The organism is Clostridium estertheticum (assembly GCF_011065935.2).
Taxonomy (GTDB): Bacteria; Bacillota; Clostridia; order Clostridiales; family Clostridiaceae; genus Clostridium_AD; species Clostridium_AD estertheticum_A.
Genome location: NZ_JAAMNH020000001.1, coordinates 2,341,062 through 2,366,337 on the forward strand (window position 1 = coordinate 2,341,062; position 25,276 = coordinate 2,366,337).

At 32.3% G+C, this 25,276-nt stretch carries 25 protein-coding genes and 1 riboswitch; of the genes, 21 read left to right on the top strand and 4 right to left on the bottom strand.

Annotated features, from left to right (window positions below; all coding sequences use genetic code 11):
- The first annotated feature begins 68 nt into the window (after positions 1-68).
- From ilvD to G9F72_RS10940, 10 genes are all read left to right on the top strand, one after another.
- Positions 69-1,667: a dihydroxy-acid dehydratase gene (gene ilvD, locus G9F72_RS10895; RefSeq protein ID WP_224676079.1), complete on the top strand. Its 1,599-nt coding sequence runs from the start codon at positions 69-71 to the stop codon at positions 1,665-1,667.
- Between the two features lie 222 nt (positions 1,668-1,889).
- Positions 1,890-3,227 carry an APC family permease gene (locus tag G9F72_RS10900; protein WP_164958895.1) on the top strand — a complete coding sequence of 446 codons (1,338 nt, stop codon included), beginning with the start codon at positions 1,890-1,892 and terminating at the stop codon, positions 3,225-3,227.
- A gap of 323 nt (positions 3,228-3,550) precedes the next feature.
- Positions 3,551-3,967 carry a hypothetical protein gene (locus G9F72_RS10905; protein WP_164958896.1) on the top strand — a complete coding sequence of 139 codons (417 nt, stop codon included), beginning with the start codon at positions 3,551-3,553 and terminating at the stop codon, positions 3,965-3,967.
- 10 nt (positions 3,968-3,977) lie between these two features.
- Positions 3,978-4,178 carry a helix-turn-helix transcriptional regulator gene (locus tag G9F72_RS10910; RefSeq protein ID WP_164958897.1) on the top strand — a complete coding sequence of 67 codons (201 nt, stop codon included), beginning with the start codon at positions 3,978-3,980 and terminating at the stop codon, positions 4,176-4,178.
- A gap of 60 nt (positions 4,179-4,238) precedes the next feature.
- Entirely contained in the window at positions 4,239-4,454 is a 216-nt protein-coding gene (locus tag G9F72_RS10915; protein ID WP_202054885.1) for a hypothetical protein, read from the top strand.
- Positions 4,455-4,895: 441 nt separating this feature from the next.
- Entirely contained in the window at positions 4,896-5,711 is an 816-nt protein-coding gene (locus tag G9F72_RS10920) for a MerR family transcriptional regulator (RefSeq protein WP_164958898.1), read from the top strand.
- Positions 5,712-5,782: 71 nt separating this feature from the next.
- Complete coding sequence (locus G9F72_RS10925) at positions 5,783-6,967, top strand: MFS transporter (RefSeq protein ID WP_164958899.1); 1,185 nt, start codon at positions 5,783-5,785, stop codon at positions 6,965-6,967.
- Positions 6,968-6,985: 18 nt separating this feature from the next.
- Positions 6,986-7,255 carry a hypothetical protein gene (locus G9F72_RS10930; RefSeq protein ID WP_164958900.1) on the top strand — a complete coding sequence of 90 codons (270 nt, stop codon included), beginning with the start codon at positions 6,986-6,988 and terminating at the stop codon, positions 7,253-7,255.
- 419 nt (positions 7,256-7,674) lie between these two features.
- Complete coding sequence (locus G9F72_RS10935) at positions 7,675-9,708, top strand: urocanate hydratase (RefSeq protein ID WP_164958901.1); 2,034 nt, start codon at positions 7,675-7,677, stop codon at positions 9,706-9,708.
- A gap of 532 nt (positions 9,709-10,240) precedes the next feature.
- Positions 10,241-10,492, top strand: a complete 252-nt coding sequence (locus G9F72_RS10940; protein WP_224676080.1) for a hypothetical protein — start codon at positions 10,241-10,243, stop codon at positions 10,490-10,492.
- Between the two features lie 116 nt (positions 10,493-10,608).
- On the opposite strand, the gene G9F72_RS10945 is transcribed toward G9F72_RS10940, so the two are convergent.
- On the bottom strand, positions 10,609-10,785 hold the full coding sequence (locus tag G9F72_RS10945; RefSeq protein WP_164958902.1) for a hypothetical protein: 177 nt from the start codon (positions 10,783-10,785) through the stop codon (positions 10,609-10,611).
- 416 nt (positions 10,786-11,201) lie between these two features.
- A riboswitch (M-box (ykoK) riboswitch) is annotated at positions 11,202-11,391 on the top strand.
- A 67-nt stretch (positions 11,392-11,458) separates the two neighbouring features.
- On the opposite strand from G9F72_RS10945, the gene G9F72_RS10950 reads away from it, so the two are divergent.
- The 8 genes from G9F72_RS10950 to G9F72_RS10985 all read left to right on the top strand — a co-directional run bounded on the left by G9F72_RS10950 (position 11,459) and on the right by G9F72_RS10985 (position 18,973).
- Positions 11,459-11,686 (top strand): AAA-associated domain-containing protein, encoded by a 228-nt coding sequence (locus tag G9F72_RS10950; RefSeq protein ID WP_224676081.1) that lies wholly within the window; start codon positions 11,459-11,461, stop codon positions 11,684-11,686.
- A gap of 71 nt (positions 11,687-11,757) precedes the next feature.
- Positions 11,758-12,798, top strand: a complete 1,041-nt coding sequence (locus G9F72_RS10955; protein WP_164958904.1) for an AI-2E family transporter — start codon at positions 11,758-11,760, stop codon at positions 12,796-12,798.
- A gap of 38 nt (positions 12,799-12,836) precedes the next feature.
- The gene (locus tag G9F72_RS10960; RefSeq protein ID WP_164958905.1) at positions 12,837-13,934 is read left to right on the top strand and encodes a lipocalin-like domain-containing protein; all 1,098 of its coding nucleotides are present in this window, start codon (positions 12,837-12,839) and stop codon (positions 13,932-13,934) included.
- Between the two features lie 68 nt (positions 13,935-14,002).
- A complete protein-coding gene (locus G9F72_RS27595; RefSeq protein WP_411955954.1) occupies positions 14,003-14,209 on the top strand; it encodes a winged-helix domain-containing protein in 207 nt (68 codons plus the stop codon).
- A complete protein-coding gene (locus G9F72_RS10970) occupies positions 14,157-14,519 on the top strand; it encodes a VOC family protein (RefSeq protein ID WP_164958907.1) in 363 nt (120 codons plus the stop codon). Before G9F72_RS27595 ends, G9F72_RS10970 begins: the two co-directional genes overlap by 53 nt.
- A gap of 559 nt (positions 14,520-15,078) precedes the next feature.
- The gene (locus tag G9F72_RS10975) at positions 15,079-16,743 is read left to right on the top strand and encodes a sensor histidine kinase (RefSeq protein ID WP_164958908.1); all 1,665 of its coding nucleotides are present in this window, start codon (positions 15,079-15,081) and stop codon (positions 16,741-16,743) included.
- A 4-nt stretch (positions 16,744-16,747) separates the two neighbouring features.
- Positions 16,748-17,470 carry a LytR/AlgR family response regulator transcription factor gene (locus tag G9F72_RS10980; RefSeq protein ID WP_164958909.1) on the top strand — a complete coding sequence of 241 codons (723 nt, stop codon included), beginning with the start codon at positions 16,748-16,750 and terminating at the stop codon, positions 17,468-17,470.
- A 276-nt stretch (positions 17,471-17,746) separates the two neighbouring features.
- Positions 17,747-18,973 (top strand): OFA family MFS transporter, encoded by a 1,227-nt coding sequence (locus G9F72_RS10985; RefSeq protein ID WP_164958910.1) that lies wholly within the window; start codon positions 17,747-17,749, stop codon positions 18,971-18,973.
- A gap of 187 nt (positions 18,974-19,160) precedes the next feature.
- Here the strand turns inward: G9F72_RS10985 and G9F72_RS10990 are convergent, their stop codons facing one another.
- On the bottom strand, positions 19,161-19,388 hold the full coding sequence (locus G9F72_RS10990; RefSeq protein WP_164958911.1) for a hypothetical protein: 228 nt from the start codon (positions 19,386-19,388) through the stop codon (positions 19,161-19,163).
- A 221-nt stretch (positions 19,389-19,609) separates the two neighbouring features.
- On the opposite strand from G9F72_RS10990, the gene G9F72_RS10995 reads away from it, so the two are divergent.
- From G9F72_RS10995 to G9F72_RS11005, 3 genes are read left to right on the top strand one after another with little or no spacing between them, the layout of a single operon-like run.
- Complete coding sequence (locus G9F72_RS10995) at positions 19,610-21,940, top strand: xanthine dehydrogenase family protein molybdopterin-binding subunit (protein WP_164958912.1); 2,331 nt, start codon at positions 19,610-19,612, stop codon at positions 21,938-21,940.
- On the top strand, positions 21,940-22,779 hold the full coding sequence (locus G9F72_RS11000; protein WP_164958913.1) for an FAD binding domain-containing protein: 840 nt from the start codon (positions 21,940-21,942) through the stop codon (positions 22,777-22,779). The genes G9F72_RS10995 and G9F72_RS11000 overlap by 1 nt, the downstream gene beginning before the upstream one ends.
- Positions 22,776-23,249 carry a (2Fe-2S)-binding protein gene (locus G9F72_RS11005; RefSeq protein WP_164958914.1) on the top strand — a complete coding sequence of 158 codons (474 nt, stop codon included), beginning with the start codon at positions 22,776-22,778 and terminating at the stop codon, positions 23,247-23,249. The genes G9F72_RS11000 and G9F72_RS11005 overlap by 4 nt, the downstream gene beginning before the upstream one ends.
- Before the next feature lie 338 nt (positions 23,250-23,587).
- On the opposite strand, the gene G9F72_RS11010 is transcribed toward G9F72_RS11005, so the two are convergent.
- Together G9F72_RS11010 and G9F72_RS11015 are read right to left on the bottom strand one after the other, a co-directional pair.
- Positions 23,588-23,824: a hypothetical protein gene (locus G9F72_RS11010; RefSeq protein WP_164958915.1), complete on the bottom strand. Its 237-nt coding sequence runs from the start codon at positions 23,822-23,824 to the stop codon at positions 23,588-23,590.
- A 106-nt stretch (positions 23,825-23,930) separates the two neighbouring features.
- Positions 23,931-24,611 (bottom strand): cysteine hydrolase, encoded by a 681-nt coding sequence (locus tag G9F72_RS11015; protein WP_164958916.1) that lies wholly within the window; start codon positions 24,609-24,611, stop codon positions 23,931-23,933.
- Between the last annotated feature and the right edge of the window lie 665 nt (positions 24,612-25,276).

Consider the following 25,276-nt stretch of genomic DNA (forward strand, 5'->3'; position numbering starts at 1 on the left):
AGGAGGAAGAAAAAATGGAAAATAATAGAACATATTGGAATGGACCCAAAGCAGCACATCGTCGTGTTATGTTAAAAGCATCTGGATATACAGACAGCGACATAAAACAAAAACCCCACATTGGAGTACCAAACTCATTCATGGAAGGTTCTCCAGGCAGTGCGCATCTTCGCCAAATTGCAGAAGCAGTAAAACAAGGGATTTGGGCTGCAGGCGGGATCCCTATAGAATTCGGAATCCCTGCAACATGTGGTAACGTAGCAAATGGGTCAGAAGAATTAAAATATGAACAAGTTGGACGTGATATCGTAGCAATGTCCGTTGAATTTGTTACAAAAGTACATCATTTTGACGGCTTGGCAATGATTGCATCTTGCGACAATATTATCGCAGGTACGTATCTAGCAGCAGCTAGACTGGATATTCCATCAATGGTTATTACTGGTGGTTCTATGCAGCCAGGTAATTACTGTGGTAAAAAAGTAGTAGAAGCAGATCTAGATGTTGCGGTACTTGGCGGTGAAAGTGAAGAAAGATTAGCGGATATGGAAGAACATGTATGTCCATCTTATGGTGCTTGTCCATCTATGGGAACAGCTAATACAATGCAAATGCTTGGGGAAGTTTTAAATTTGGTTCTACCAGGAACAAGTACAATTCCTGCATCTGATAACTTAAAGATTCGTAAAGCTAGAGAAGCAGGAGCTTATATGGTGGAATTAGTAAAATCTGGCCGTAAACCCTCTGACTTAATTACAAAAGAAACATTGTTAAATGCAATTATGTTTGATATGGCAGTTGCAGGGTCAACAAATGCAGTATTACATATTTTAAGTATTGCATATGAACTTGGTATCAAAATCACAATGGAAGACTTTGAAAAATATGCGAAAGAAATTCCATGTATTACAGGTGTCATTCCAAGTGGTCCATATACAGTAGTAGATTTCCATTATGCAGGCGGGGTTCCAGCTGTTATGAAGATGATTGAAAGCAAACTTTATGTAGATGTTTCAACTATCACAGGAAAGACATGGAAAGATATTTTAGCAAACGTAAAAGTAGAAAGTACAGATATTATCAGAAGTCTTGACAATCCATTATACAACGAACCAGGACTTAAAGTGTTGCGCGGTAATCTTTCTCCAAATGGTGCTATCGTAAGACCAACAGGTGTGCCAAAAGAAATGAAATACTTCAAAGGAAAAGCAAAAGTATTCAGCAATGACTTTGAATCCTTGGAAGCAATCGAAAAAGGTGAAATTGTACCAGGCGATGTAATCGTTATCCGTTACGAAGGATGTAAAGGTTCTCCAGGTATGAAGGAGGTGATGCTTACGACAGATGCTTTGGTAGGCTACGGATTGCATAAGAGCGTAGGACTTGTAACAGACGCTAGATTCTCAGGATTTAACTACGGAGCAATCGTGGGACACGTATCACCAGAGGCATACGATGGTGGTAACATTGCACTTGTAGAAAATGGTGATGTTATTGTAGTAGATACAATCAAAGGAGAAATAACATTAGAAGTATCGGAGAAAGAATTAGAAAAGAGAAGAGAAGTTTGGGTATGCCCACCTCTTAAAGAACAAAAAGGCTGTCTAGCATTATATGCAAAGAATTGCAGACCAGCAGAAGAAGGCGGAGCTATGCAACCTTGGTAAAAAAGTAGATAACAGATATTAAAATAATGAAAAAATGAATTAGCCCTCCATGATTTTATAACATTTTGTGAGGATGATTTATTTCATGAAGGATAATCATGGATGGCTGTTGAATTATGCTAATACTTAAAAACATTTAACGAAAACATTCCCAATTTCCCTAAATTATAGTATAATAACTTATGATTGTTATATAATTAACAAAGGAAGGGATGATTTATTATGGAAACAGCAAAAATTTTAAACACTGCCAACAATTCACCAAAAACATTAAAGAAAGAAATAGGTTTACTAGAAGCAATAACCATAGTTATAGGTATGGTTATAGGTTCAGGGATTTTCTTTAAACCTTCTATTGTGTTTAATAACGCAGGTTCTCCAATCATGGGAATACTTGCTTGGGTAGCAGGTGGTGTTGTAACTATGGCGTCTGCGCTTACTATAGCTGAAATAGCAGCAGCTATTCCCAAAAGTGGAGGTATATTTATATATCTTAAAGAGCTATATGGAGAAAAATGGGCATTTCTATTCGGTTGGGTACAAACAGTTATTTATGTACCTGGGGCTTCAGCAGCACTCGCAATAGTACTCGCAACTCAAGCTACTAACTTTGTACCAATGACCCCAATTCAGCAAAAACTATTTGCAATAGTAATGATCCTAATTATTACCACTGCAAACGTATTATCAACAAAACTTGGTAGTAAAATTCAATTTGTTGCAACTATTGCAAAATTAATCCCAATTATTATTATAATTGCTTTAGGCCTTATAAAAGGAACAGCACACAGCTTTTCTATGCCAGTGGGTGCTACAGCTGCTGGCGCTGGTTTTGGAGCAGCTATGCTTGGAACACTTTGGGCCTATGATGGCTGGGTTGGTGTAGTTAATATAGCAGGAGAACTTAAAAACCCTAAAAAAGACATACCAAAATCCATAATTTTAGGCTTAACCGTTATTATGATAGTATATGTTTTATTTAATTTAGCACTTATAAACATAGTTCCTATAACAGCTGTTTTAAGCTCTAACAAAGTAGCGTCTGATGCTGCAACAGTTTTATTTGGGAAATCCGGATCATTATTTATAACTGCCGGTATACTAATTTCAATCTTTGGAGCATTAAATGGTTATCTAATGACAGGAGTTAGAATACCTTTCGCTATGGCACAGGATAAACTTTTACCTTTTCATAAGTTTCTCGGAAAAGTTAATGAAAAACATACTACACCATTAAACGCTTTTGTTTTTGAGGCAGTACTTGCTTGCTTATATGTATTTAGTGGTTCTTTTGATACATTAACTGATCTTGTTGTCTTTGTTTTATGGATTTTCTTCACCATGGCAGTAGCTGGTATCTTTATATTAAGAACGAAACATAAAGATTTAGTTCGCCCTTATAAAGTACCATTCTACCCAATAGTTCCACTCATAGGAATTTTTGGAGGTATGTATATTGTAATGAGTACGCTTTTAACTGATACTCGAAAAGCACTTATAGGACTCGGAATAACCTTAATTGGATTGCCTGTATATTGGTATATCACAAAGAAAAAGTAAAATAAGAAACTGTTCTAATGTATTCTAAGCTTAGATTTTAGATTAATGATAAAAATAACACTACTGCACTTGGGGGGAACCCAGTGCAGTAGTGTTTTCAATTATTCACTATTAAAAAGATTGGTATTTAATTATTCAGGTATTGATGTTTTTAAAGATACACAGGTTTCATCTTGAAATATATTAATGGTATGTCCTCTATGAAAACGGAAAAGTGAGGGCCAAAATAAATTAATTCTTGACATCCTTTTTTAAATAGTGTAATGTGAAGTTAAGTTCACGTGAAGCAAACTTCATATTACACTATGTTAGGAGCGATTTGTTTGAAAAATAGATTTATAGAGCTTTATTTATGCTCATTAGCAATTCTTACAATGGGAGTTTTTGAAACAATTTTCAATTACACTAAAGTTAATACTACCAAGGGATTCTATTTTGGTATTATAAAGTTATTTGTAGGAACAATCTTTTTAGTTTTCAATATAACTTATCACATTAAAAGTAAAAAAAACCGCAAACAGTTGGAAAGAGAATTATCAAAAGAATATGATGAGAGAGATGATTTAATAGATGGAAAAGCTTCGCACTTTACCATGAGTACTTTAATGATTATGATTTTCCTTATGATGTTTCTTTCCAGATGGATTTCCATTCCTACAGATATGGCTTTATTTATCATTATAATATTCTGCATGATTACTTACGGATTAGCTAAAAAATATTATAGTCATTTTCTTTAAGGAGAGCTTTATGAAAAATAGAATAAAAGAATTGCGTTTAGAACATGGAATAACACAACAAGAATTAGCTGATAAAGTATGTGTATCTTCAAGAACAATTATCTCTTTAGAAAAACAACAATATAATCCATCTGTTTTACTGGCATATAAAATTTCTTCGGTCTTTAACCTACCAATTGAAGAAACTTTTATATTTGAAGAAGATGACTAATTATAAAAATGCATGCAATAAAATTGTTAAAAAATAAAATATTGAGTGGAGGAAAATATTATGATAATTCAAAAACTATTATTTATACTTTTCGGAGTAGTATTAACATTATGGGGAATATATAGAATGAAAACAGATAAGGCGTTTGTAGGAAAAACCCAAACAAGAAAAAATATTTTTAACTTTTTAATAATTGGACAAGCTTCTGGACTTGGACAATTATTAAGTGGAATTATATGTATAATTTTAGGGGTTTTATCTTTTATAATTAAGTAATTTGTAATGTTAAGGAGTTAAGCTGTATTTAAAAGCTTAGCTCAGAATATTAATTTTTCTATAATCTATATCTATCAAAGCTAAATAGCAAACAAAAGTTAGCAACCACAAATTTTCAATCTATATTTGATATTGTATATTTGATCCATTGTTAGCATCTCCCTGTTCTCCTTTTCAGTTTCGTCACTAAAAAGGATATTGTATTTTGTGGGCGCTGGCAATGGATTTTTTCCATTTTATGCTTGGTTTTTTAAGAGCCGGTCTGTATGGTTTTTATTATACCAAAAACAAGGAGGTAAGTGCCTCTGACTTACTCTACTGGTAGCAGAAACTGTAAGTTGATGTTTTATAATAAAACAGATGAGGTTTTTAAGGGAAGGTGGAGATGCCTGAGAAAAATAGAGTATAATTATATAAAACATAAAAGAAAAGAGGAGTAGTATGGATAAAAAATTTTCAATTGGGCAAGTTAGCAAATTATATGAGGTTAGCATAGATACTTTAAGATATTATGATAAGGTAGGGCTTTTAAAGCCTATAGTTAATGAGAGTAATGGCTATAGGTTTTATGGACTGAGGGATTTAGAACAGCTAGACTTAATTCTTAGTTCAAGAGCTTTGGAGATTCCCATAAAAGATATAACTAAAATCATTAAAAGTAAAGAAATCAATAGTTATATTATGTTAATGGAGAAACAAGAAAAATTAGTTAGTGAAAGAATTAATAGCTTATTTAAGCTTCAAAAGGACATAGCGGAAAATAAAAATATCCTTAATGAAATAGAAGAGCATAATAATATAATGAATTTTGAAATTATAAAGCCTTATAAAGATGAGTATACCCTTATAGAAATGAATGTAAATGAGTTATTAGTAAAGAAAGATTATAAGAAATATTTAAGATTATTGGACGCGGACATATCTATGGGGGAATATTTTTACTCCTATTCTATAGCTGCAGATAATTCTGTAGTTGATTATGCAGCTGGATTATATATAGTAATTAACACCAATAATAAGGTGGTTATAGAAGAGACGATAGAGAGTAATAACTTAATTATAGAAAAGAAAAATATAAATGGTAGCTTTGTAAAAGTAAGATATTATGGTGATTCACATTCCTTTAATAAGTATATTATAGCGTTAAATAGCTATTTTACAGGTAAGGAGAATAAGAACATTTACGCTAAGGACTATTTTTATATGCCAACAGAAGATGATGGCATGTATTATTGTGAAATAATCATGAAATTATAATTTAGGTATTGACTCTAGAGTTACTCCATACTTTAAAATTTATAGTGTGGGTTACGAAGGAGGAATAATAAATGAAGTTAATTAAAAATAGGATATTTATGACGATTTTAGCCACAGATATAATTCAACAACTTGCTATATGGGTTCGTAACATTTCCATAATGTTTTTTGTTATGGAAATATCAAAAAATAATCCATTAGCTGTATCTACATTGAATTTAGTAGAGTATGTACCAATGGTGCTTTTAACTTTTGTTGGAGGGGTTATCGCCGATAAGTACAATCCTAAAAAGCTTATGATACTAGGTGATTCTCTTAGTTCAGTTTCTTTCATAGTACTAGGTTACGTTATGGCTAAAGGACTATTAATTAGTATTTTTGCAGTGGTATTGATATCAGCAACCGTTACACAGTTTTCATATCCAGCTTCACAAAAATATTTTAAAGAATATATTCCTGAGGAACAAGTTGAACAAGCTGTAGGAATTTCACAGTTATTAGGTTCAATGTTCTATGTAATAGGACCATTTTTAGGTTCATATTTCTATTTTAAATTTGGTATAAAAACAACATTAGTGATACTTTCAATGTTGTTTTTAGTTTCAATAGCTTTAATATCGACATTACCAAATAAAAAGTTTCACACTTTAGAAAGTGATGGATTTAAAGAGGATGTTAAACTAACATTTAAATATGTAAAAGAGAATAAAACTATACTAAGGCTTTTTAAAGTATTTGCTTTATTATCATTTACATTAGGAATAGCTAATAATCTTGATATATTTGTTGTTACAGAAAGACTAGGTTTAGATAAAGGATTCTATCAATTCTTTTCAGGAGTAGCAGGTGTAGGGGTAGTTGTAGGAGGATTACTATATGTGGTTTTTGCAAAATATTTATCAAATTTTAAGGTACTGTTTATATTTATAACAGTATTAACCGTTACTATTTTTTTTGAAGGATATTCAACAATGACAGTAGTAACAATAGCATTACAATTTATAGATAATGCTATGTTATCTATTATAAGTATATATGTTGTAGCATCAATTACTAAGGTGACAGACCAAGAGTATTTAGGGAAAGTAAATGGATTATCATCAACAATAATGTATTTAGGTATAAGTATAGGAACTATATTCTCAGGAATAGCGATGAAAAGTATTTCTCTTGTATTTGCCTACGGTGTAGGAAGTTCAGCTTTACTAATTTTAATACTAGTATTATATTTGGATAGCAAAAAAGGAAATAATTGAAAATGACTATTCTTTTTCATGTATCAAGCGATAAATTCCAGTTATATAGAAGTAGTTTCTTGGACCGATGCATTGGGGAATATAAATCCAGTGAGATTTAAAATTACTAATGAAGATGAAAGTAATTCTGTTGTTAAAATAGATAAAGTTATTTGCGTGGATAAAGAAAAGCTGGCGGGAAACAATATGCTAGTGTTTAAATGCCAGAGTGTAATAAACGGAAATGAGAAGCTGTATGAGATAAAATATGAGTTAAGTACTTGTAGGTGGATATTATTTAAGATTTAGATTTTAGATTAATGATAAAAATAACAATGCTACACTTGGGGGGGGGAACCCAGTGCAGCATTGTTTTCATTTAATTAACTATTTAAAAGGATTGGTATTTAAATTATAGACTATTTTGGAGATTCTATTCAATGCGGTATTTATAATTTTAACGTTTGTTTAAAAAGTCCGACAATATCGCCTTTACCTAGAGTTCAAGCTATTTGAGAATAATTATAGTTAATTAATTTCAAGTAAATAAAAAAAGTAATATTTGGATATATGCAGAATAATATGTATTGAGGTGATTAATATGAATAAGAAACAGTTAATCATTATGTGTATTGTGTTGTAGCTACTTTTTTAATCGGCCATTTTGTGGGGTCAGTTCTGCAATAAACAGAGTAAATAAAACTATAAATTTGAAGGGAGGATGTTTTATGTTAGATAATTTTGAAATTTCAGAAGCTATGACCATAAAGTTAGATGACTACCTACCAGAAATGCCTACATTCGTAAAAGGAATAAGAAGGGCTCCGAGTAGAGGATTTCATTTAACAGAAGCTCAGACAGAAATTGCACTTAAGAATGCACTTCGTTATATTCCTGAAAAGTATCATGAACAACTTATACCTGAATTTTTAGAAGAATTGACAAAACTAGGAAGAATATACGGGTACAGATTTCGTCCAGAAGAAAGAATTTATGGTAAACCAATAGATGAGTATAAAGGAAAATGTATAGAAGGTAAGGCTTTTCAGGTAATGATAGAAAATAATCTGGATTTTGAAGTAGCATTATATCCATATGAACTTGTTACATACGGAGAGACGGGAAGCGTATTTCAAAATTGGATGCAGTATCAATTAATAAAAAAATACCTTGAAGTAATGACACAGGATCAGACACTTGTACTGGAATCCGGCCATCCACTTGGACTTTTTAAATCAAAACCAGAATCACCAAGGGTAATAATAACTAATTCACTTATGGTAGGCATGTTTGATAATCAGAAGGATTGGGAAATAGCCGAAGAGATGGGTGTTGCAAATTATGGGCAAATGACAGCAGGGGGGTGGATGTATATAGGACCTCAAGGAATTGTACATGGAACATATAACACTCTTTTGAATGCAGGAAGATTAAAATTAGGCATTCCCAATGATGGAGATTTAAGAGGTCATTTATTTATAAGTTCAGGACTTGGGGGAATGAGTGGTGCTCAAGCAAAAGCAGTTGAAATAGCAAATGGTGTGGGAATAATAGCTGAAGTTGATAAATCAAGAATAGACACAAGAATCGAACAAGGTTGGGTTAAAAAGTATTCAGAAGATTTAGATGAAGTGTTTAAAATTGCAAATGAGTATATAGCAAGGAAAGAGCCTATGTCCATAGGATATTGGGGTAATATAGTAGATTTGCTTGAATATGCAGTTAAAAATAAAATTAAAGTTGATTTGTTAACTGACCAGACTTCATGCCACGCTCCTTATGATGGAGGATATTGCCCACATGGTATAACTTTTGAGGAAAGAACAAGATTACTTGCACAAGACAGAAAAACATTTAATCAATTAGTGGATAAAAGCTTAAGAAGACATTTTGAATTAATAAAAACGCTTGTTGATAGAGGAACGTACTTCTTTGATTATGGAAACTCTTTCATGAAAGCTGTACATGATGCAGGAGTAAAAGAAATATCTAAGAATAAAACAGATGATAAAGATGGATTTATCTTCCCATCTTATGTAGAAGATATAATGGGACCACAGTTATTTGACTATGGTTATGGACCTTTTAGGTGGGTTTGCTTAAGTGGAAAGAATGAAGATTTACTAAAAACTGATTATGCTGCAATGGAATGTATTGATCCAAACAGAAGGTATCAGGACAGGGATAACTATAATTGGATAAAGAATGCAGAAAAAAATAATCTTGTAGTAGGAACTCAGGCAAGAATATTATATCAGGATGCTATGGGAAGAATCAAAATTGCACTGAAATTTAATGATATGGTTAGAAAAGGAGAAATAGGTCCTGTTATGATGGGACGTGATCATCATGATGTGAGTGGTACAGATTCACCATTCAGAGAGACCGCTAATATTAAAGATGGAAGTAATGTTATGGCAGATATGGCTGTTCAATGTTTTGCTGGTAATGCGGCAAGAGGAATGAGTTTTGTTGCACTTCATAATGGTGGTGGAGTGGGAATAGGAAAAGCAGTAAATGGTGGATTTGGATTAGTACTTGATGGAAGCTATAGAGTAGATGAGATAATCAAATCTGCACTATCATGGGATGTCATGAGTGGAATTGCAAGACGTTCATGGGCAAGAAATGAACACTCAATTGAAACTGCTGCGGAATTCAACAAAACACATAATGGAACTGACCATATAACCATTCCATACATTGTAAAAGAAGGGTTAATTAAAGACTCAATAAAAAAATGTTTGAATAGGGCATATTAAAACATAAATACGGAACTGAAAAAATTGTAGTGAAGTTGTTTCACTATCCATGGCTAAAACACTTAATATACCCTACAAATTGGTTGATTAAAAACGATTTGTAGGGTAATAATATTGATGAAAAATATGTTAATTAAAAGTGGTGCCTGAATGCTATGCTTGTATCAGATAAGGCACAAAGTATTTATCCTCAGTCTTGGTTGCTTAAATGACGAAGCTTTTCTAGTGTGGGATTCGATGTCAAGGGAAGAAGCAATTCACTTGCTAAAAATTATAGAACTACTACTCAAATTGCGCAGGCTGCCTATAGTCTTTTAGGAAAAGATCCGCTTAGAGGATAGAACTATGATGGATATTAAATAGCCGGGGTATTTTATTTTATAAAAAAGGGAATTTAGGATAAATATAGAATAAGTATAAAGGAATTTATTGAACAATGTAATTATTATCTGACGTAACTATTGAAATTAAAGTATTCTAAAAGGAGGAAGTAACTATATTATTATCTATACAATCAATTGACCCTTTTCTAATGCAGTTAGTGATTATTCCGGTTATAACCATTGGTTGTGGAGTGTTATCTTCAATATTTTTAAAGAAGGTTTGGGTTGCTCCAATAGTTACATTAATTATTAATGCTTTAGATGAGATATATTATTTTAAACACTATTATTCAGAGATTAGACTTACATCTTGGAACATTATTTTGCCTATAGTTTCATTTATAATTTCTTTAATGATAATTAAAACGATTAAAACAAATAAAGAGCCTCCTATTATGTAAATAGTATGAGGGTGTCTATTTTAAGCGGTTCTAATGCAATAGTGACAATTGAATTTTGCAAGTAGCTTATTCATTAGAAGGCTTTACTAAACAGTGGAGTTGCCAAAAGAATCGGTTTATAGATCCGTTGGAGAATATGGATTTTGTTTTTTTAGAGAAAAGAACATATTAACTTTCATTTTGGCAGCTAATAACTCAAGTATTGCAATATCAACAAACTCAGGAGCGGCATATTCAAAATTCTGTTCGGCTTGCTTTAATTCCTTAATAGCTTGATTAATTCCAGTATCCATAGTGTATATCTCCCTATATTGATTGTTTTCGACTATATATTTACTACTAAATATGTTCAATAGATTTAATATATACTTTCAGAAATTTATGCTCTTTTAATCGGTTTTTAACCATTAATATAATATAACTGTACAAACAGTTATATTTTATAAGATATGCAAGAACTGTAAGCCTTAGACCGATATATGCAAATGAAAAAGAAATTTATTGGGATATTTGTTACTAGAGTCATACACATTTTAATTTACCCCATAAAGATTCCATTGGTGCATTATCCCAACAGTTACCTTTCCGGGACATGCTACATGTAAAACCATACTTTTTAATCAAATTTCAATTAGAAATATTATTGACATACTTTAGTTTTACGCATAGTATAAAAGTATAAGATTTAAACTAATTGAGAATAATAATTTAATATTCTTGTTAGGTGAGGTTACTGTATAGAAATATGCTACTGCCCAGAAACGTCGAGAGACGCCAATGGGTCAGCAGGTACTACCGGATTAAGGTTTTACTTAATGTAGCTGACAACATTCATAGAAAATATGAATGCTTATGTTCTACGCTTTACAGTGCTAAAACTCAACGAGTAAAGAAGGATTATTTGATTCGTATTAAATCTCTTCACTTGTTATGAGGAGATTTTTTTATTTTAAGGAGGTGATTGGCATGGATAGTAAAACTATATTTAAGAACCAGATTAAAAATATTTCAACGTTTAGAGTTATTGAAAATGTGTTAAATAGTAAGAGAAATAAGACTATGAAAGATGAGTTTTTTAAGGAACTATTTATGCAACATTTTTCAACTTATGAAGTAGAGGAGACAATGGGTTCAATAATTGATTGGGGTAGCTTATCAAAGGGATATTGCTTATCGAAAAATAATTTATTATAACGGCAACAAGGGAAAGCTATGTAGATATATATGACAAGTAACTAATAAAAGAAGATGAAGGAGTATCTTAAATGCAAACAATAAAACAATTATTTCAGAGAGAATCAGTAATAAAAATATTATTACTTGTAGCTTTAGTATTATTCGCTTATTTAATAAGGTCTATTTTAAATTTGATTTTATTAACTTTTATGCTTGCTTATTTAGTGAATAGTCTACAAAGTTTAATAATTGAGCAACTTAACAAAGTTATAAAGGTGAACCCAACTATTATTACTATAATTATATATATGTTTATGACAATAACTATAATTCTGCTAGCAGTGAAATATATACCACTTGCTATTTCTCAAAGTTTAAATATTTTAAATAGAATGGAATATACTGATTTTTTCATAGATACAAAAGGAAATATGCAGTATTTAGCACCAATATTTCATCAAATTAACATAGCAAGTTATGCTAAAGCGGGGATTCAAAGTATTATGATTTTTATAACTGATTTTGGAAAATGGAGTTTCGATTTTTTTATGGCACTTCTATTAAGCTTAGTATTTGTATTAGAGAAAGATAGTGTATTAAGATTTGTATATAAGTTTAAACATAGTAAAGTATCCGTAGCATATAACTATTTGAGTTATTTTGGTAACAATTTTTTAAATTCTTTTGGTAAAGTAATACGGGCTCAAATAATGATAGCCATTGCAAATACAATATTATCAGTTATAGGACTTACTATAATGGGCTTTCCTGCATTGTTCGCCCTTGCATCTATGATATTTATTTTAAGTCTTGTACCTGTGGTCGGAGTATTTTTATCTTTAATTCCCTTATGTTTAATTGCTTTTAAAATAGGAGGATTAATTAAAGTAGTTTTTGTGCTTATTATGATTTTTATAATTCATACTGTTGAAAGTTATGTTTTAAACCCAAAGTTTATGTCTGATACAACCCATCTTCCAATATTTTTTACTTTTACAACATTAATAATATCAGAACATTTTATGGGAACTTGGGGTCTTTTACTGGGTATACCAATGGTAATATTCGTATTAGATTTAATTGGAGTGGATTTGGGCGAAAAAAACGACTCCAAAATTAAAGAAACTTAAAGAAAAAATTAAAAGATCTGGTGGAAGGTAGGTGAGTTATGAACAAAAAAGCAATTTTAGCCAAAAGTATTAGCTATTATCAGCAATTAGGTATCAATAAAGAAATCGCAGTCTGGGAAAATGGAATGAGAAGTACTGGTGGTAGAGGTACATACGAATGGTGGTATTTTGATGCTGAATACTCAGATGGTACTAAAGTAGTTGTTATATTTTATACCAAGAATGGATTTGATGTAAGAGGTCTTGCAAATCCAACAGCATCACTTGAGATAACTTTTCCGAATGGAAAAAGAATATCAAAACATATCTCTGAAGGGAGGGGACAAAAAATTCGTGCTTCAAAGGAGCAATGTGATGTAAAAATTGCTCAAAGCAGTATTAAATATTCTGAAGGGAATTATTTAATACATTTCATAGATGGTGATGTTGAATATACTTGCACAATGAAGCCTAAGTTACCAATGTGGCGACCGGGAACAGGACATTGGTATTATGGCGAAAATCAGGAATATTATTTTGCATGGATTGTACCACAACCCTCTGCCGATATTAGTGCTACTTTAAAAGTTGAAGGAGAAACCTTTGAGTTAAATGGCAATGGATATCATGACCACAACTGGGGTAATACCCATATGAGAAAACTCATGAATCATTGGTATTGGTGTCGTGCAAATATTGGCCCTTATACAATCATAGCTTGTGATATTATTACAGAAAAGAAATATGACTATACTAGATTACCAGTTATGATGTTAGCTAAAGATGGAATTATATTAGATGATAATGAAGAAAAAACTGTAATTAAAAGATTAAGTACCGAATATCATCCAATAACTAAAAAATTCATTGATAATAATTTGACGTTTATTCATCAAGTGGATAATGGAACGAACTTTCAAATAGAATTTAAAAGAGAACATGATATTTTAGCCTTCAATATGCTTGATAGAACAGGAATTTCTCCAATGAAAAACAGTATTGTTAAAGCTATGGGGATTAATCCTACTTATATAAGATGCATTGGTGAAGTCAAGTTAACAGTTGAAGAAAATGGAAAGAAAGAGGTTTTTGAAAAAGAAGGATTATGGGAGCAGATGTTTTTTGGTAGCAATAAAGATGCTATTATAGAAAATTAAGAAAGGTAGTTAGCGATCAAAACCATCCACATCATCTCCATCATTAAATCCACAATAAAGGGTGCAAGATTAGTTCGAAAGGTACTTTGGTTACAGAGCAAGCGATGCGGAGCAAATTAAATTATTTAGAAAAGAACGGATTTATTACAATGGGGCGTGGAAAAGTCGGAACCCAATTAACAGAAAAAGGCAAACAACTCATAAGTAAAAAGGAGATATACTATGCATATTCAGCATGTGACCTTAATGGTCAACAACTTGGAAGAATCTATTGAATTTTATGAGACAATTACAGAACTAACTATTTCCCGCCGCTTTAAAGCAGGACCTGGAGAAGTTGCATTTCTTACAAATGGCAGCGGAGAAACTCAGATTGAACTTGTCTGCATGCCACAAGGTCAGAAGTTTGAAGGCAAAGGTATGTTCATTTGCTTTGAGACGGATAAACTGGATGCAATGCATAAGCTTGCGGAGGACAGAGGTCTTAACCCTTCTGCCATCCAGAACCCTGACATTCAAACTCGCTATTTCTATGTTTATGACCCCAATGGGGTATCTGTACAGTTACGGGTTTTTCTGAAGTGATTTTCAAAAGCATCCGGCTTGCTGTAATATACAGTTGAGTTAATTGCTTATCTACTTTTAGGTAGAGAAAAGTTATAAAAAATTTGTTTAATACCACAAAATTATATAGATAATAAATGATTGGCTGCTATATGTTAATTAGACTGCTGAGCAGCTAGACCAGCTTCATAATTAGGATGAAAAGGCTTGTACCCCCCTGCTTCTTATAAATGAGAGGCAAGGGGGTTCTTGCAATCTAGGTCTTATTTTGAATTCCCCAATTCAAATAGTTTACTAAAGCTGTATTCTTTCCCATCATAATGATTTAGTATACCTACATTATTAAATCATCACCTGCGGTGCTGCAATATTAACGACTTCAGAAGGAGATTTAGACTCCCACTGAAGTTCTCTCTTTGTTGCAGCATGTAACTCCCACTTATAGAAGTAGGAGACTTTCCTTCTGAAATGTCGTTAAAAAAATTTCAATAGATGAATGGCATTAATAAAAGTTATGAAATATGGGAAAAATAAGTTATATAAAACTTTTGCCAATTTTGTACTTATCTAAAGAAAGGAGATGAGCTTACTATTGTATTATATATTTAACATATTAACCCAATTTATAGATAGAGCTAGTTTACTCCTTATGTGTATATTTATTATAACTAGGATGCAAAGTTTTAGAGAAATATTTTTGAAGGAGAACTACGAAAAGAAAGATTATGCAATCATTTGCGTAGTATTTTGTATATTTGCTATATTAGCAACTTATACAGGGTTAAATGTAGAAGGATCATTGGTAAACGTTAGAACAATTACTATAGTATCCGGTGGAATAATATTTGGTCCATTTGTAGGGATAGTAACAGGGGCAGTATCGGGATTGCATAGATATTTAATAGATACCAATGGTATAACTTCAATACCATGTCTTATAAGTAGCATAGCTGCAGGAGTGGTATCTGGATATATTAATAAAAAAGTAAAGAGGAATTATAGATGGATTGCGGGTATAGCTGGGGGAATGCTGAGTGAAATGATTACAATGATACTGATACTTATACTGAGCAAACCTCATTCATTAGGATTTGATATTGTATCTAAAATTGCTATTCCCATGATACTTGGGCAAATTACCGTAGGATTTATTGTTTTGTTAGTTCAGAGTGTAGAGGATGATAAAGAAAAGATAGCTGCCCAACAGGCAAAATTAGCACTTGATATTGCAAACAAAACTCTCCCATACTTTAGAGATATAAATAGCGATTCTCTAAATAAAATATGCACTATTATAAAAGAAGACATACAAGCTGATGCAGTAGCCATAACTGACAAAAAGAATGTATTAGCTTATGTAGGAGTTGGAGAAGAGTATTATAATATGGGACATGAGATAATAACTGAAGTAACTAAAGAAGCAATAAAAAGTGGTAAAATAATTATAAGAAATGATAATTTAGAGGATAAAAGTGAAATGCTAAAATCAGCTATTGTAATTCCACTTGAAGAAAAAAATGAAGTTACAGGAGCTTTAAAAATATACTATGCAAAAGCCCATAAAATAACTTACTCACGGCAAACTCTTGCAGTAGGGCTTTCACAGATTATTTCTACTTTAATGGAAGTGTCAAAGATTGAACAAATAAAAGAGATGGCAAATAAGGCAGAGATTAAAGCACTTCAAACTCAAATAAAACCACATTTTTTATTTAATGCATTAAACGCTATAGCTGCGTCTATAAGAATAAATCCAGACAAAGCAAGAGAAATTATAATAAATTTATCTTGCTATTTAAGATATAATTTAGAACTAAATGGTGAATTTATAGATATAAAAAAAGAACTAAAACAAGTTAAAGATTACATAGAAATAGAAAAGGCTAGGTTTGGAAATAAATTAAATATAATTTATGACATAGATGATGTAGATGTTAAAATACCTAGTCTTTCAATACAGCCCCTAGTTGAGAATGCTATAATTCATGGCATTTTAAAAGATAAAGGTGCAGGAACTGTAAATATTAGTGTAAAGGACCAGGATGAAAAGGTTAAAATATCTATAGTTGATAGTGGCGTTGGTATAAGTGAAGATATAATAGAGAGAGTTTATAATGGTACAATACCTGAAAATAAAATTGGTCTTTACAATGTACATTCAAGGCTTAAACTTATTTATGGTGAAGGACTTATGATAAAAAGACTTGAAAAGGGAACTAAAATAGAATTTTACATAAAGAGGTGAGGTTATGAGAGCTATAATTGTTGAAGACGAATTTCTAGCAAGAGAAGAATTTAAATATTTTATAAAAAAATATAGTAGTATAGAGATAGTAGATGAATTTGAAGATGGAATAGAGGTACTTAAATTCATTCAAAAAAATCAAGTTGATGTTATCTTCTTAGATATAAATATACCATCACTTGACGGTGTTCTACTTGCTAAAAATATAAGCAAATTTTCAGAGAAGCCGTATATAGTATTTATAACAGCCTATAAAGAACATGCTGTAGAAGCTTTTGAGATAGAGGCTTTTGATTACATATTAAAGCCCTACTGTGAATCTAGAATTATATCTATGTTAAAAAAGTTAGAAATGAGCTATAATCAGCAAAAAAATATTTCACATAAAAATAATATAACTAACAAGATAAACTTATGGAAGAATGAAAAGATAAGAGTAGTAGATTTAGATGATATATATTATTGTGTTGCTAGAGATAAGGCAACTTATGTTTTTACAAAAGATGAGGAGTATTCAGTAAGTGTAAGTATAACCGAATTTTATAATAACTTACCAAAGGATAGGTTTTTTAGATGCCATAGATCTTATGTTGTTAACATAACTAAAATAAGGGAAATAATACCTTGGTTTAATAGTACATATAATTTGAGATTTCAACATATAGACTATGAAGTACCAGTAAGCAGAAACAATATAAAGGAATTCAAGCAGCTTATGAATATATAAATTGAAGTAAAATCAGATAGGAGTTAAATGTCCATAGGGGGCGTTTATCTCTTATCTGATTTTTTATTGGCTGAAAATCAGAAGGGATATAAGTGTATTTCGGGTAACTTTCTTTGTATCTCAGTCAATAATTAATAATTTTATAGTCTATTGACATATAATTTAAAAGAAATCAATGATACAAAATGTAAGGGTTCACAGCAATACAAAAGGTTTTATCAAGTTATTAAGGTAACAGAACTAAAATTAAAGAGTAAGTGAAAGGGGATTTCCAAAATGAAAAACGCATCAGAACGTCGCTTATTAATAGTGGTAGGTACAATAATTGCTCAATTAGGGCTCGGAACAATCTACACTTGGAGCTTATTCAATCAGCCTCTTGTTAGTAAGTTTGGCTGGCAATTAAGCAAAGTATCTCTTACATTCTCCATTACAAGTTTTGCTCTAGCATTCGGCACATTATTTGCAGGTAAACTTCAAGACAAGCTAGGAATTAAAAAGCTTGTGTCAATGGCTGGTCTAATAATGGGAATTGCTTTAATATTAACGTCTAAGGTAACTTCAATATCTATGCTTTATGTTATGGTTGGTGTAATTGTTGGAGCAGCAGATGGTATTGCATATATTACTACTCTTTCCAATTGTATAAAGTGGTTCCCAGAGAGAAAAGGTCTCATATCAGGTATTTCTGTAGGCGCTTTTGGATCTGGAAGTTTGATATTTAAGTATATTAATGCAAGTTTAATTAGTTCTAAAGGGGTTTCTGGAGCATTCTTATATTGGGGCATTATGGTAACGATTTTAGTATTTACTGGTGCTCAATTATTAAAAGATGCCCCATCTCAAACGGCTAGTGTTAATAACAGTTTAAAAGGAAATGACTTTAGCGTAAGAGAAATGTTGAAAACTAGACAAGCTTATCTTTTATTTATAGTGTTCTTTACAGCATGTATGAGTGGTCTTTACCTAATAGGAATAGTTAAAGACATAGGCGTTCAGTTAGCAGGGCTTACGCCTGCTGTAGCAGCAAATGCTGTAGCTATGGTAGCAATATTCAATACGGCTGGAAGAATTATATTGGGTGCGTTATCAGATAAAGTAGGTAGGCTAAAGGTGGTAATATTTACACTTACAGTTACTGCGGTTTCAGTGGCTATATTGAGCTTTGTGCATTTAAACTTTGGAATTTTCTTTGCATGTGTTGCTGGAATAGCATTTTGTTTTGGTGGAAACATTACAGTTTTCCCGGCTATTGTAGGTGATTTTTTCGGTTTAAAAAATCAATGCGAAAATTATGGAGTTATATATCAAGGTTTCGGATTGGGTGCACTTTCAGGATCATTTATAGCTACACTTGTAGGAGGATTTAAACCTACATTTATGGTTGTAGGAGTGCTTTGTATAGTTTCAGTTATCATAGTAGCTACAATAAAATCTCCAATGGACTTGCTAGAAAACATGGAGGAAGATAATAGCGATTCAGAACTAAATGTGGCTGTGTAAATAATTTTGTGTATTCTCTTTCTTTAAATAAAACTTCAGCTCATATTTCAGAGATGCTAATTCAAGGACTGTCACCTATAGAATAGACACTTTTAAAAAGAGTGTTTGGAATATAGGTGCTTTTGTATATGGTGATTGAACATTTTAATGAAATAATTATTATAGATAGAAACATAGTTTTACACTTTTAATTTGCTTTCTTTGCATCTTTAGCTTTAGTTATTACAGCTTTAATTTTATTTGCTTGATCTTGAGTTAAAGTCCTGTCTGTTACAAGGTTTTTCAAATTCGTTTCTAATCCTTGTTGTCTTTTGCTATTTCTTTGTCTACACTCATTTTTTACAGCTACATTTCCATCAGTGCCTAATGGTTTAGCAGTCGCTGCAAAAGTTGTACTAACCGCTGATAAAACCACGCCTCCTGTTAGTTATCCTGTTAGTATTTTTTCACTTGGAATTGTATTTACACAATTAGTAAATTGATATTTTTAAAGAATGGTCAAGCACAGCCTGCCGGGGTATGTAACGAATTGTGATAAGAACGTATATGAGTACCTTAGCCAGAAATAAATTCATAATGATTAACAATAATAAATACATTATAAAAGTATATGAATATTATTTAAAGGAGTAGTCTATGCATAATTTAAATGTTATAGGTAAAAGTGTGCCTAGGAAAGAGTCTTTAGATAAAGTAACTGGTATAGCAAAATATACCGATGATTATCAAATTCCAGGACTTTTACATGCGAGAATGATAACAAGTCCTTATGCCCATGCAAAAATAAAGTCTATTGAGTATGCAAATTCACTAAGCGCTTCAGGAGTTAGGGCCGTGTTTACAGGGCAGTACTTTCCGCAGCTTATAGGATCTACTATTGTTGATAGACCACCCATTGCTATAGATAAAGTAAGATACAATGGTGAACCTGTGGCGGTGGTAGTAGCTGATAGCGAAGTTGAAGCTGAAAAAGCGGCACAACTTATAAAAGTACAATATGAACCTTTACCAGTGGTAAATTCGCCTAGTGAGGCGCTTAAAAAAGATGCCCCATTGGTTCATGAAAAACTTGGTCAGTATAGTATTATAGATGAAACTTTTCCAGAAACTAATACAAATATCGCTAACCGAACTAAAATAAGAAAAGGTGATATTAAAAAAGGTTGGGAAAAAAGTGAGGTAACTGTGGAAGCTAGCTTTTCTTTTCCACCTTCTGATCATGCCGCTATGGAAACAAGGAGTGCACGGGCTGAAATATTGGCAGATGGGAAGGTTATCATATATTCTGCTTCTCAGGCACCCTTTACTATAAAAAAGCTTATAAGTTATTTCTTTAAAATTGACCCTGGCAAGGTTATTGTTAATGTACCTTTAGTAGGTGGGGCTTATGGAGGTAAAACAGCTGTACAGCTAGAATTCATTGCTTATTTGTGTTCAAAGGCGGTTGGAGGAAGACAAGTTAAACTTACAAATACAAGAGAAGAAGATCTGATTACATCCCCAGCTCATATAGGTCTTGATGCAAAAATCAAGCTAGGATGCACAAAAGACGGGAGACTCACTGCTGCAGAGATAACCTATTTATTTGATGGAGGTGCATACTCGGATAGGGCAGTTATTATAAGCAAAGCAGCTGCTGTAGACTGTACAGGACCATACAATATTGAAAATGTATGGTGTGATTCATTGTGTTTATATACAAATCATACTTATGCTGCAGCTTTCAGAGGCTTCGGTCATGCTGAGCTTACCTTTCCTATAGAAAGAACAATGGATATACTAGCGGATAAGCTTGGGATGGATCCTTTAGAATTAAGATTAAGAAATGCAATATTACCAGGGGATACTAGCCCTACTCAAACTTTACTCACTAGAAATAATTTAGGTGATTTACCAAAGTGTATACAAAGGATGGCTGAATTAATACATTGGGAAGAAGGAAGAATAACTGAAACCAAGGATGGTAAAGTTAAGGCTAAAGGTATAAGCATCTTCTGGAAGAATTCAAATACAGCTTTAAATGCAGGAGGAGGAGCAATTCTTACATTTAATCCGGATGGAAGCATTAATCTTATTTGTGCTGCAGTTGAAATGGGTCAGGGAACTAAAACAGCTTTGGCACAGATATTAGCAGAAAAAATGAAAATGGATGTAGATCAAATCCATGTAGTTATGGAAGTTAATACTCAGACAGCTCCAGATCACTGGAAAACAGCTGCAAGTAGAACTACTTTCCTGATTGGTAGGGCAATTCTGAGAGCAGCTGAGGATGCCATTAATCAACTATGCACAGCAGCTGCTATTGCTTTAAGGTGTTCCTCAGATGAACTAGAAGTTGGTGGAGGAAAAGTATTTTTAAGAGACAATCCCCAAATTGGAATAGAAATAAGTAAAATCGCATTTGGATATACCTATCCCAATGGAAATTCAGTTGGAGGACAGGTTATTGGAAGGGGAAGTTTTGTTTTAGAACATCTAACAAGTTTAGATCCTGAGACTGGCAAAGGTAATCCAGGTCCAGAGTGGACTGTTGGTGCAGCAGCTGTAGAAGTAGAATTTGATAAAAAAGAATATACTTACAAAATTATAAAGGCAGCTTGTGTTATAGATGCAGGTAAGGTTATTAATCCTGGGGTGGCAAAAGGTCAAATTTCTGGTGGTATGAACCTAGGATTGAGTTTTGCTAGTAGAGAATCATTTTTGTTTACGGATAAAGGCGTTATTCAAAATAAACAGTTAAGAACATATAAAATTATGAGATTTGGAGAAAACCCAGAGTATCTTGTAGATTTTATAGAAACGGTGCAAACAGACGCCCCATATGGTGCAAGAGGAATTGGAGAATATGGTGTAATTGGAATGCCGGCAGCACTTGCAAACAGTTTATCCTATGCAGCGCAGGTACCACTTAACCAATTGCCGTTAATTCCTGAGTTCATATGGAAAGCAAAAGAGGGGGGTAAGTAATGATTGCATTGGATTTTGAGTATTATAAACCTGATTCATTAGATGAAGCCGTAAAACTGCATAGGAAGCTTAGCGAGAGCGGTAAGGACCCTTTATATTACTCAGGTGGTACAGAAATAATCACTATGGCAAGGAGAAATGATATATTTACAAAGGCAGTAATAGACATTAAAGGAATTCCTGAGTGTAATGTATTTGAAACAAGCGGTAACCAGCTAATAATAGGAGCTACAGTTACACTTACTCATATTGCTGGGAATAAATTAGTTCCATTCTTAAGTAAGACAGCAAACTTTCCTGCAGATCATACAGCCCGTAATATGATAACTGTAGGCGGAAATATTTGTGGAAAAATTATATATAAGGAAGCGATTTTAGGCCATTTAATTGCAGATAGCAATGCAATTATATACGGAGAAAAAGGTAAAAGGATAGTTCCAATAAATCGGGCTTTTAATCAAAGGCTTCAACTGGAAAAAGGGGAATTGCTTTTTCAATTGACAACAGATATGAGCTACTCCAATTTACCTCATGTATGTATAAAGAAGACTAAACAGGAAAAAATAGATTATCCTTTAATTAGTATGGCTGCGCTTAAGAAAAATAATAATATTCAAATGGCATTTAGCGGGGTTTGTGCTTATCCATTTAGGTCTATAGAAATGGAGGAGTATATAAATAATAAAACCGTTTCAAAGGAGAAAAGAATAGAACAGGCGATAAGTCATTTGCCTGCTCCTATATTTGGCAATATTCAGGGTTCTTCTGAATATAAGAAGTTCGTATTAAAAAATTTACTTGATTATACTTTGGAAACACTGGATGGTGAAGGAAGATGATATCTTATATTGAAACATCAAAAATAGAACTCAATATCAATGGGGAAAAGAGAAACTTGATTATTAGGCCTGCGGATACTCTACTTAGAGTGCTCAGAGAACAATTGGGGCTAACTGGAGCAAAAGCTGGGTGTGAAAATGGAGATTGTGGTACATGTACTGTACTCTTAGATGGATTGCCTGTTAAATCATGTATTATGCTAGCTGTTGAAGCTATTGGACACAAAGTAACCACCATTGAAGGCTTAAATGAAGAAACTATTCAAAAAGCTTTTATAGATAAATGGGGTTTTCAATGTGGATATTGTACTCCAGGTTTCATAATGAACTGTTATGGACTTATAACCAGTCATCCGGACGCAGATGATGAAACTATTGAGGAATGGCTTCAATCCAATATTTGCAGATGTACATCATATGAAGAGATTAGAGAAGCTGTAAAATCAGTACTACTATTAAATAAAAAATAGGGGTTCAATTCCCCTAAGAATCAAGACAAGACTTGGCTGGTTGAAAGATGATCAAGGCATTTATCACCAAAAGCATTTGTTTATAAGAAACTTACAGTTTGGAATGAATAATAAAGCCTATATCTAACATTACTATGTAATTTAAGATTTAGGCTTTATTATTAGAGGTTATATCCCCCTTATATACGTTTAATACACAGACCTGTTCCTTTGATATACCTTTTTTTCTCTTTTCGTCCTTACTGCTCCTACTGCCTTTAACCCCACGTTTATGAGGTTCTCGTGGATTTTCATTACTCTCTCTCCTGACTTTTTACTTTCATATAAGATATCATTGTTTAATAATATAATGAGTCCTCAGTTGGCTGAGCCATAAAAAATGCCTTATAATGAAGTGCTCTTGATTTATGAAAATACTCCAGTTCTGCGTATTTATAATATGCTTGAGAATTACTTGCATTCATAATTTTTTGTCGAGCGTAATGTTCTGATAGTGCTGCATGTTCTTGAAATTTCTTTTTAAAGTATTCTTCATTATAAGCGTTTTGGGATAAGTAATTATTATAAGGTATCAATTTTTGCATCTCCTTGATAATTCGTTTTTATTATAATATACAAATATATTATTTATGTGAATATATACAATTCTTTTACAATTATGACCTCATTTTATAGGTGCCATTAGTAAATTTCTAATGGCAAAAAGGTAATTAGATCAACTTTAGTTAGGGTTGCCCGATTTCTAGTTCCAGGACTGTTAAGCATATGCCACGCCGTGTATTGTTCGGCATAAGGATTAGCAGCAGACATACAGTCAACGGGAATAATAACATTGTAACCGCGGAAAGCAGCGCTAGTGGCTGTGTGAAGGACTGCACCATTGGCAGAATAGCCAGTAATAACAACAGTTTTAATACCGTTTTCCTGTAATATTTTTTCTAAATTAGTTTTATAGAACTTATCAACGTATGATTTTACAATTGGATCTCCTGAAGAGGGGGCTATCTGCCTGGCGATATCCGAAGGATTTCCTGTATGTGTAAGGCTATATATAACTGGCATGCCATTTTTGCGGCCTTTAGTCAATAAAGTATTAATATTGGAGATGGATGCTATACAGCGAGGGCTTTTACATATAGTGGTCTCCATATCTAATATTAGTAGTGCACTGTTTTTGGGGTTAATCGCTACTGATTTGAGTTTAGGCGGGGGAGGGGTTGGGATTGTATTCCATATATCGATGATCGTTTGATCTGTTACACCAGTCCGTATGTCCCCCTGAGGCCAATAACCAATGTGAAGAAGATTACTATCACTGAAGTATTCAAACCATTCACCATGTATAGGACAAAAATATATCACATTATTACTCCTAAAATATTTTTATATCGTTATATGTTATGTATCGGATATGAGAAGGTGACTGTATAAATCACTTTTATATTCATATATTTCTAATTGAGATACCTGCTCTTTTAACATAAATTGATCATTTTTTATTTCTTTACCAATGTTTATTTTAGAGTAAAATATTGATTATATGAAGTAATAAAGTCAGCAGATTTCACAAAAGAGTTTAATACCATAAGAACATAGTTTATCAAAAATAAGAAGCTTCTTCTTTTCCTTCAAAATAACGGTAGATGCATTAAACGCAATTGAAGGTAATTTGACTGGACCAAATACTGAATATACTGCAAACATGATATTTCCTCAGACTAATGTTTGAGGAAATTTTTAGTAACTATAAAATGGATTCCTGACGTTAACTATTTTATAGAATGACCTCAGAAGTACTTATTTTTATTAAAATTTTATACTACCGTTGTGGGAATGGTAAATCATGCTTTATTAAATTTTTATTTATATATTAAACGTATGGGTACACTATGCAAATTGATAAATATATAATATACTTTGATTTATAAATATTTTTTTAGGGGGGCTTTTATGGAAAGATATGAAATAGTTTGAGCAACTACATAGTTCAATGACCCTATAGTTATAACTTTAAGAAAACCTTGGAC

Bases quoted from the DNA above. Each gene is read 5' to 3' on its own strand.
- G9F72_RS10950 (WP_224676081.1), top strand. From the start codon at position 11,459: ATGGATAGTAAAACTATATTTAAGAACCAGATTAAAAATATTTCAACG.
- G9F72_RS10910 (WP_164958897.1), top strand. From the start codon at position 3,978: ATGAAAAATAGAATAAAAGAATTGCGTTTAGAACATGGAATAACACAA.
- G9F72_RS10930 (WP_164958900.1), top strand. From the start codon at position 6,986: ATGTATCAAGCGATAAATTCCAGTTATATAGAAGTAGTTTCTTGGACC.
- G9F72_RS10940 (WP_224676080.1), top strand. From the start codon at position 10,241: ATGCAGTTAGTGATTATTCCGGTTATAACCATTGGTTGTGGAGTGTTA.
- G9F72_RS10960 (WP_164958905.1), top strand. From the start codon at position 12,837: ATGAACAAAAAAGCAATTTTAGCCAAAAGTATTAGCTATTATCAGCAA.
- G9F72_RS10985 (WP_164958910.1), top strand. From the start codon at position 17,747: ATGAAAAACGCATCAGAACGTCGCTTATTAATAGTGGTAGGTACAATA.
- G9F72_RS10945 (WP_164958902.1), bottom strand. From the start codon at position 10,785: ATGGATACTGGAATTAATCAAGCTATTAAGGAATTAAAGCAAGCCGAA.
- ilvD (WP_224676079.1), top strand. From the start codon at position 69: ATGTTAAAAGCATCTGGATATACAGACAGCGACATAAAACAAAAACCC.
- G9F72_RS10955 (WP_164958904.1), top strand. From the start codon at position 11,758: ATGCAAACAATAAAACAATTATTTCAGAGAGAATCAGTAATAAAAATA.
- G9F72_RS10920 (WP_164958898.1), top strand. From the start codon at position 4,896: ATGGATAAAAAATTTTCAATTGGGCAAGTTAGCAAATTATATGAGGTT.
- G9F72_RS10915 (WP_202054885.1), top strand. From the start codon at position 4,239: ATGATAATTCAAAAACTATTATTTATACTTTTCGGAGTAGTATTAACA.
- G9F72_RS11000 (WP_164958913.1), top strand. From the start codon at position 21,940: ATGATTGCATTGGATTTTGAGTATTATAAACCTGATTCATTAGATGAA.
- G9F72_RS10975 (WP_164958908.1), top strand. From the start codon at position 15,079: ATGAGCTTACTATTGTATTATATATTTAACATATTAACCCAATTTATA.
- G9F72_RS10925 (WP_164958899.1), top strand. From the start codon at position 5,783: ATGAAGTTAATTAAAAATAGGATATTTATGACGATTTTAGCCACAGAT.
- G9F72_RS10970 (WP_164958907.1), top strand. From the start codon at position 14,157: ATGCATATTCAGCATGTGACCTTAATGGTCAACAACTTGGAAGAATCT.
- G9F72_RS11005 (WP_164958914.1), top strand. From the start codon at position 22,776: ATGATATCTTATATTGAAACATCAAAAATAGAACTCAATATCAATGGG.
- G9F72_RS10935 (WP_164958901.1), top strand. From the start codon at position 7,675: ATGTTAGATAATTTTGAAATTTCAGAAGCTATGACCATAAAGTTAGAT.
- G9F72_RS10900 (WP_164958895.1), top strand. From the start codon at position 1,890: ATGGAAACAGCAAAAATTTTAAACACTGCCAACAATTCACCAAAAACA.
- G9F72_RS10995 (WP_164958912.1), top strand. From the start codon at position 19,610: ATGCATAATTTAAATGTTATAGGTAAAAGTGTGCCTAGGAAAGAGTCT.
- G9F72_RS10980 (WP_164958909.1), top strand. From the start codon at position 16,748: ATGAGAGCTATAATTGTTGAAGACGAATTTCTAGCAAGAGAAGAATTT.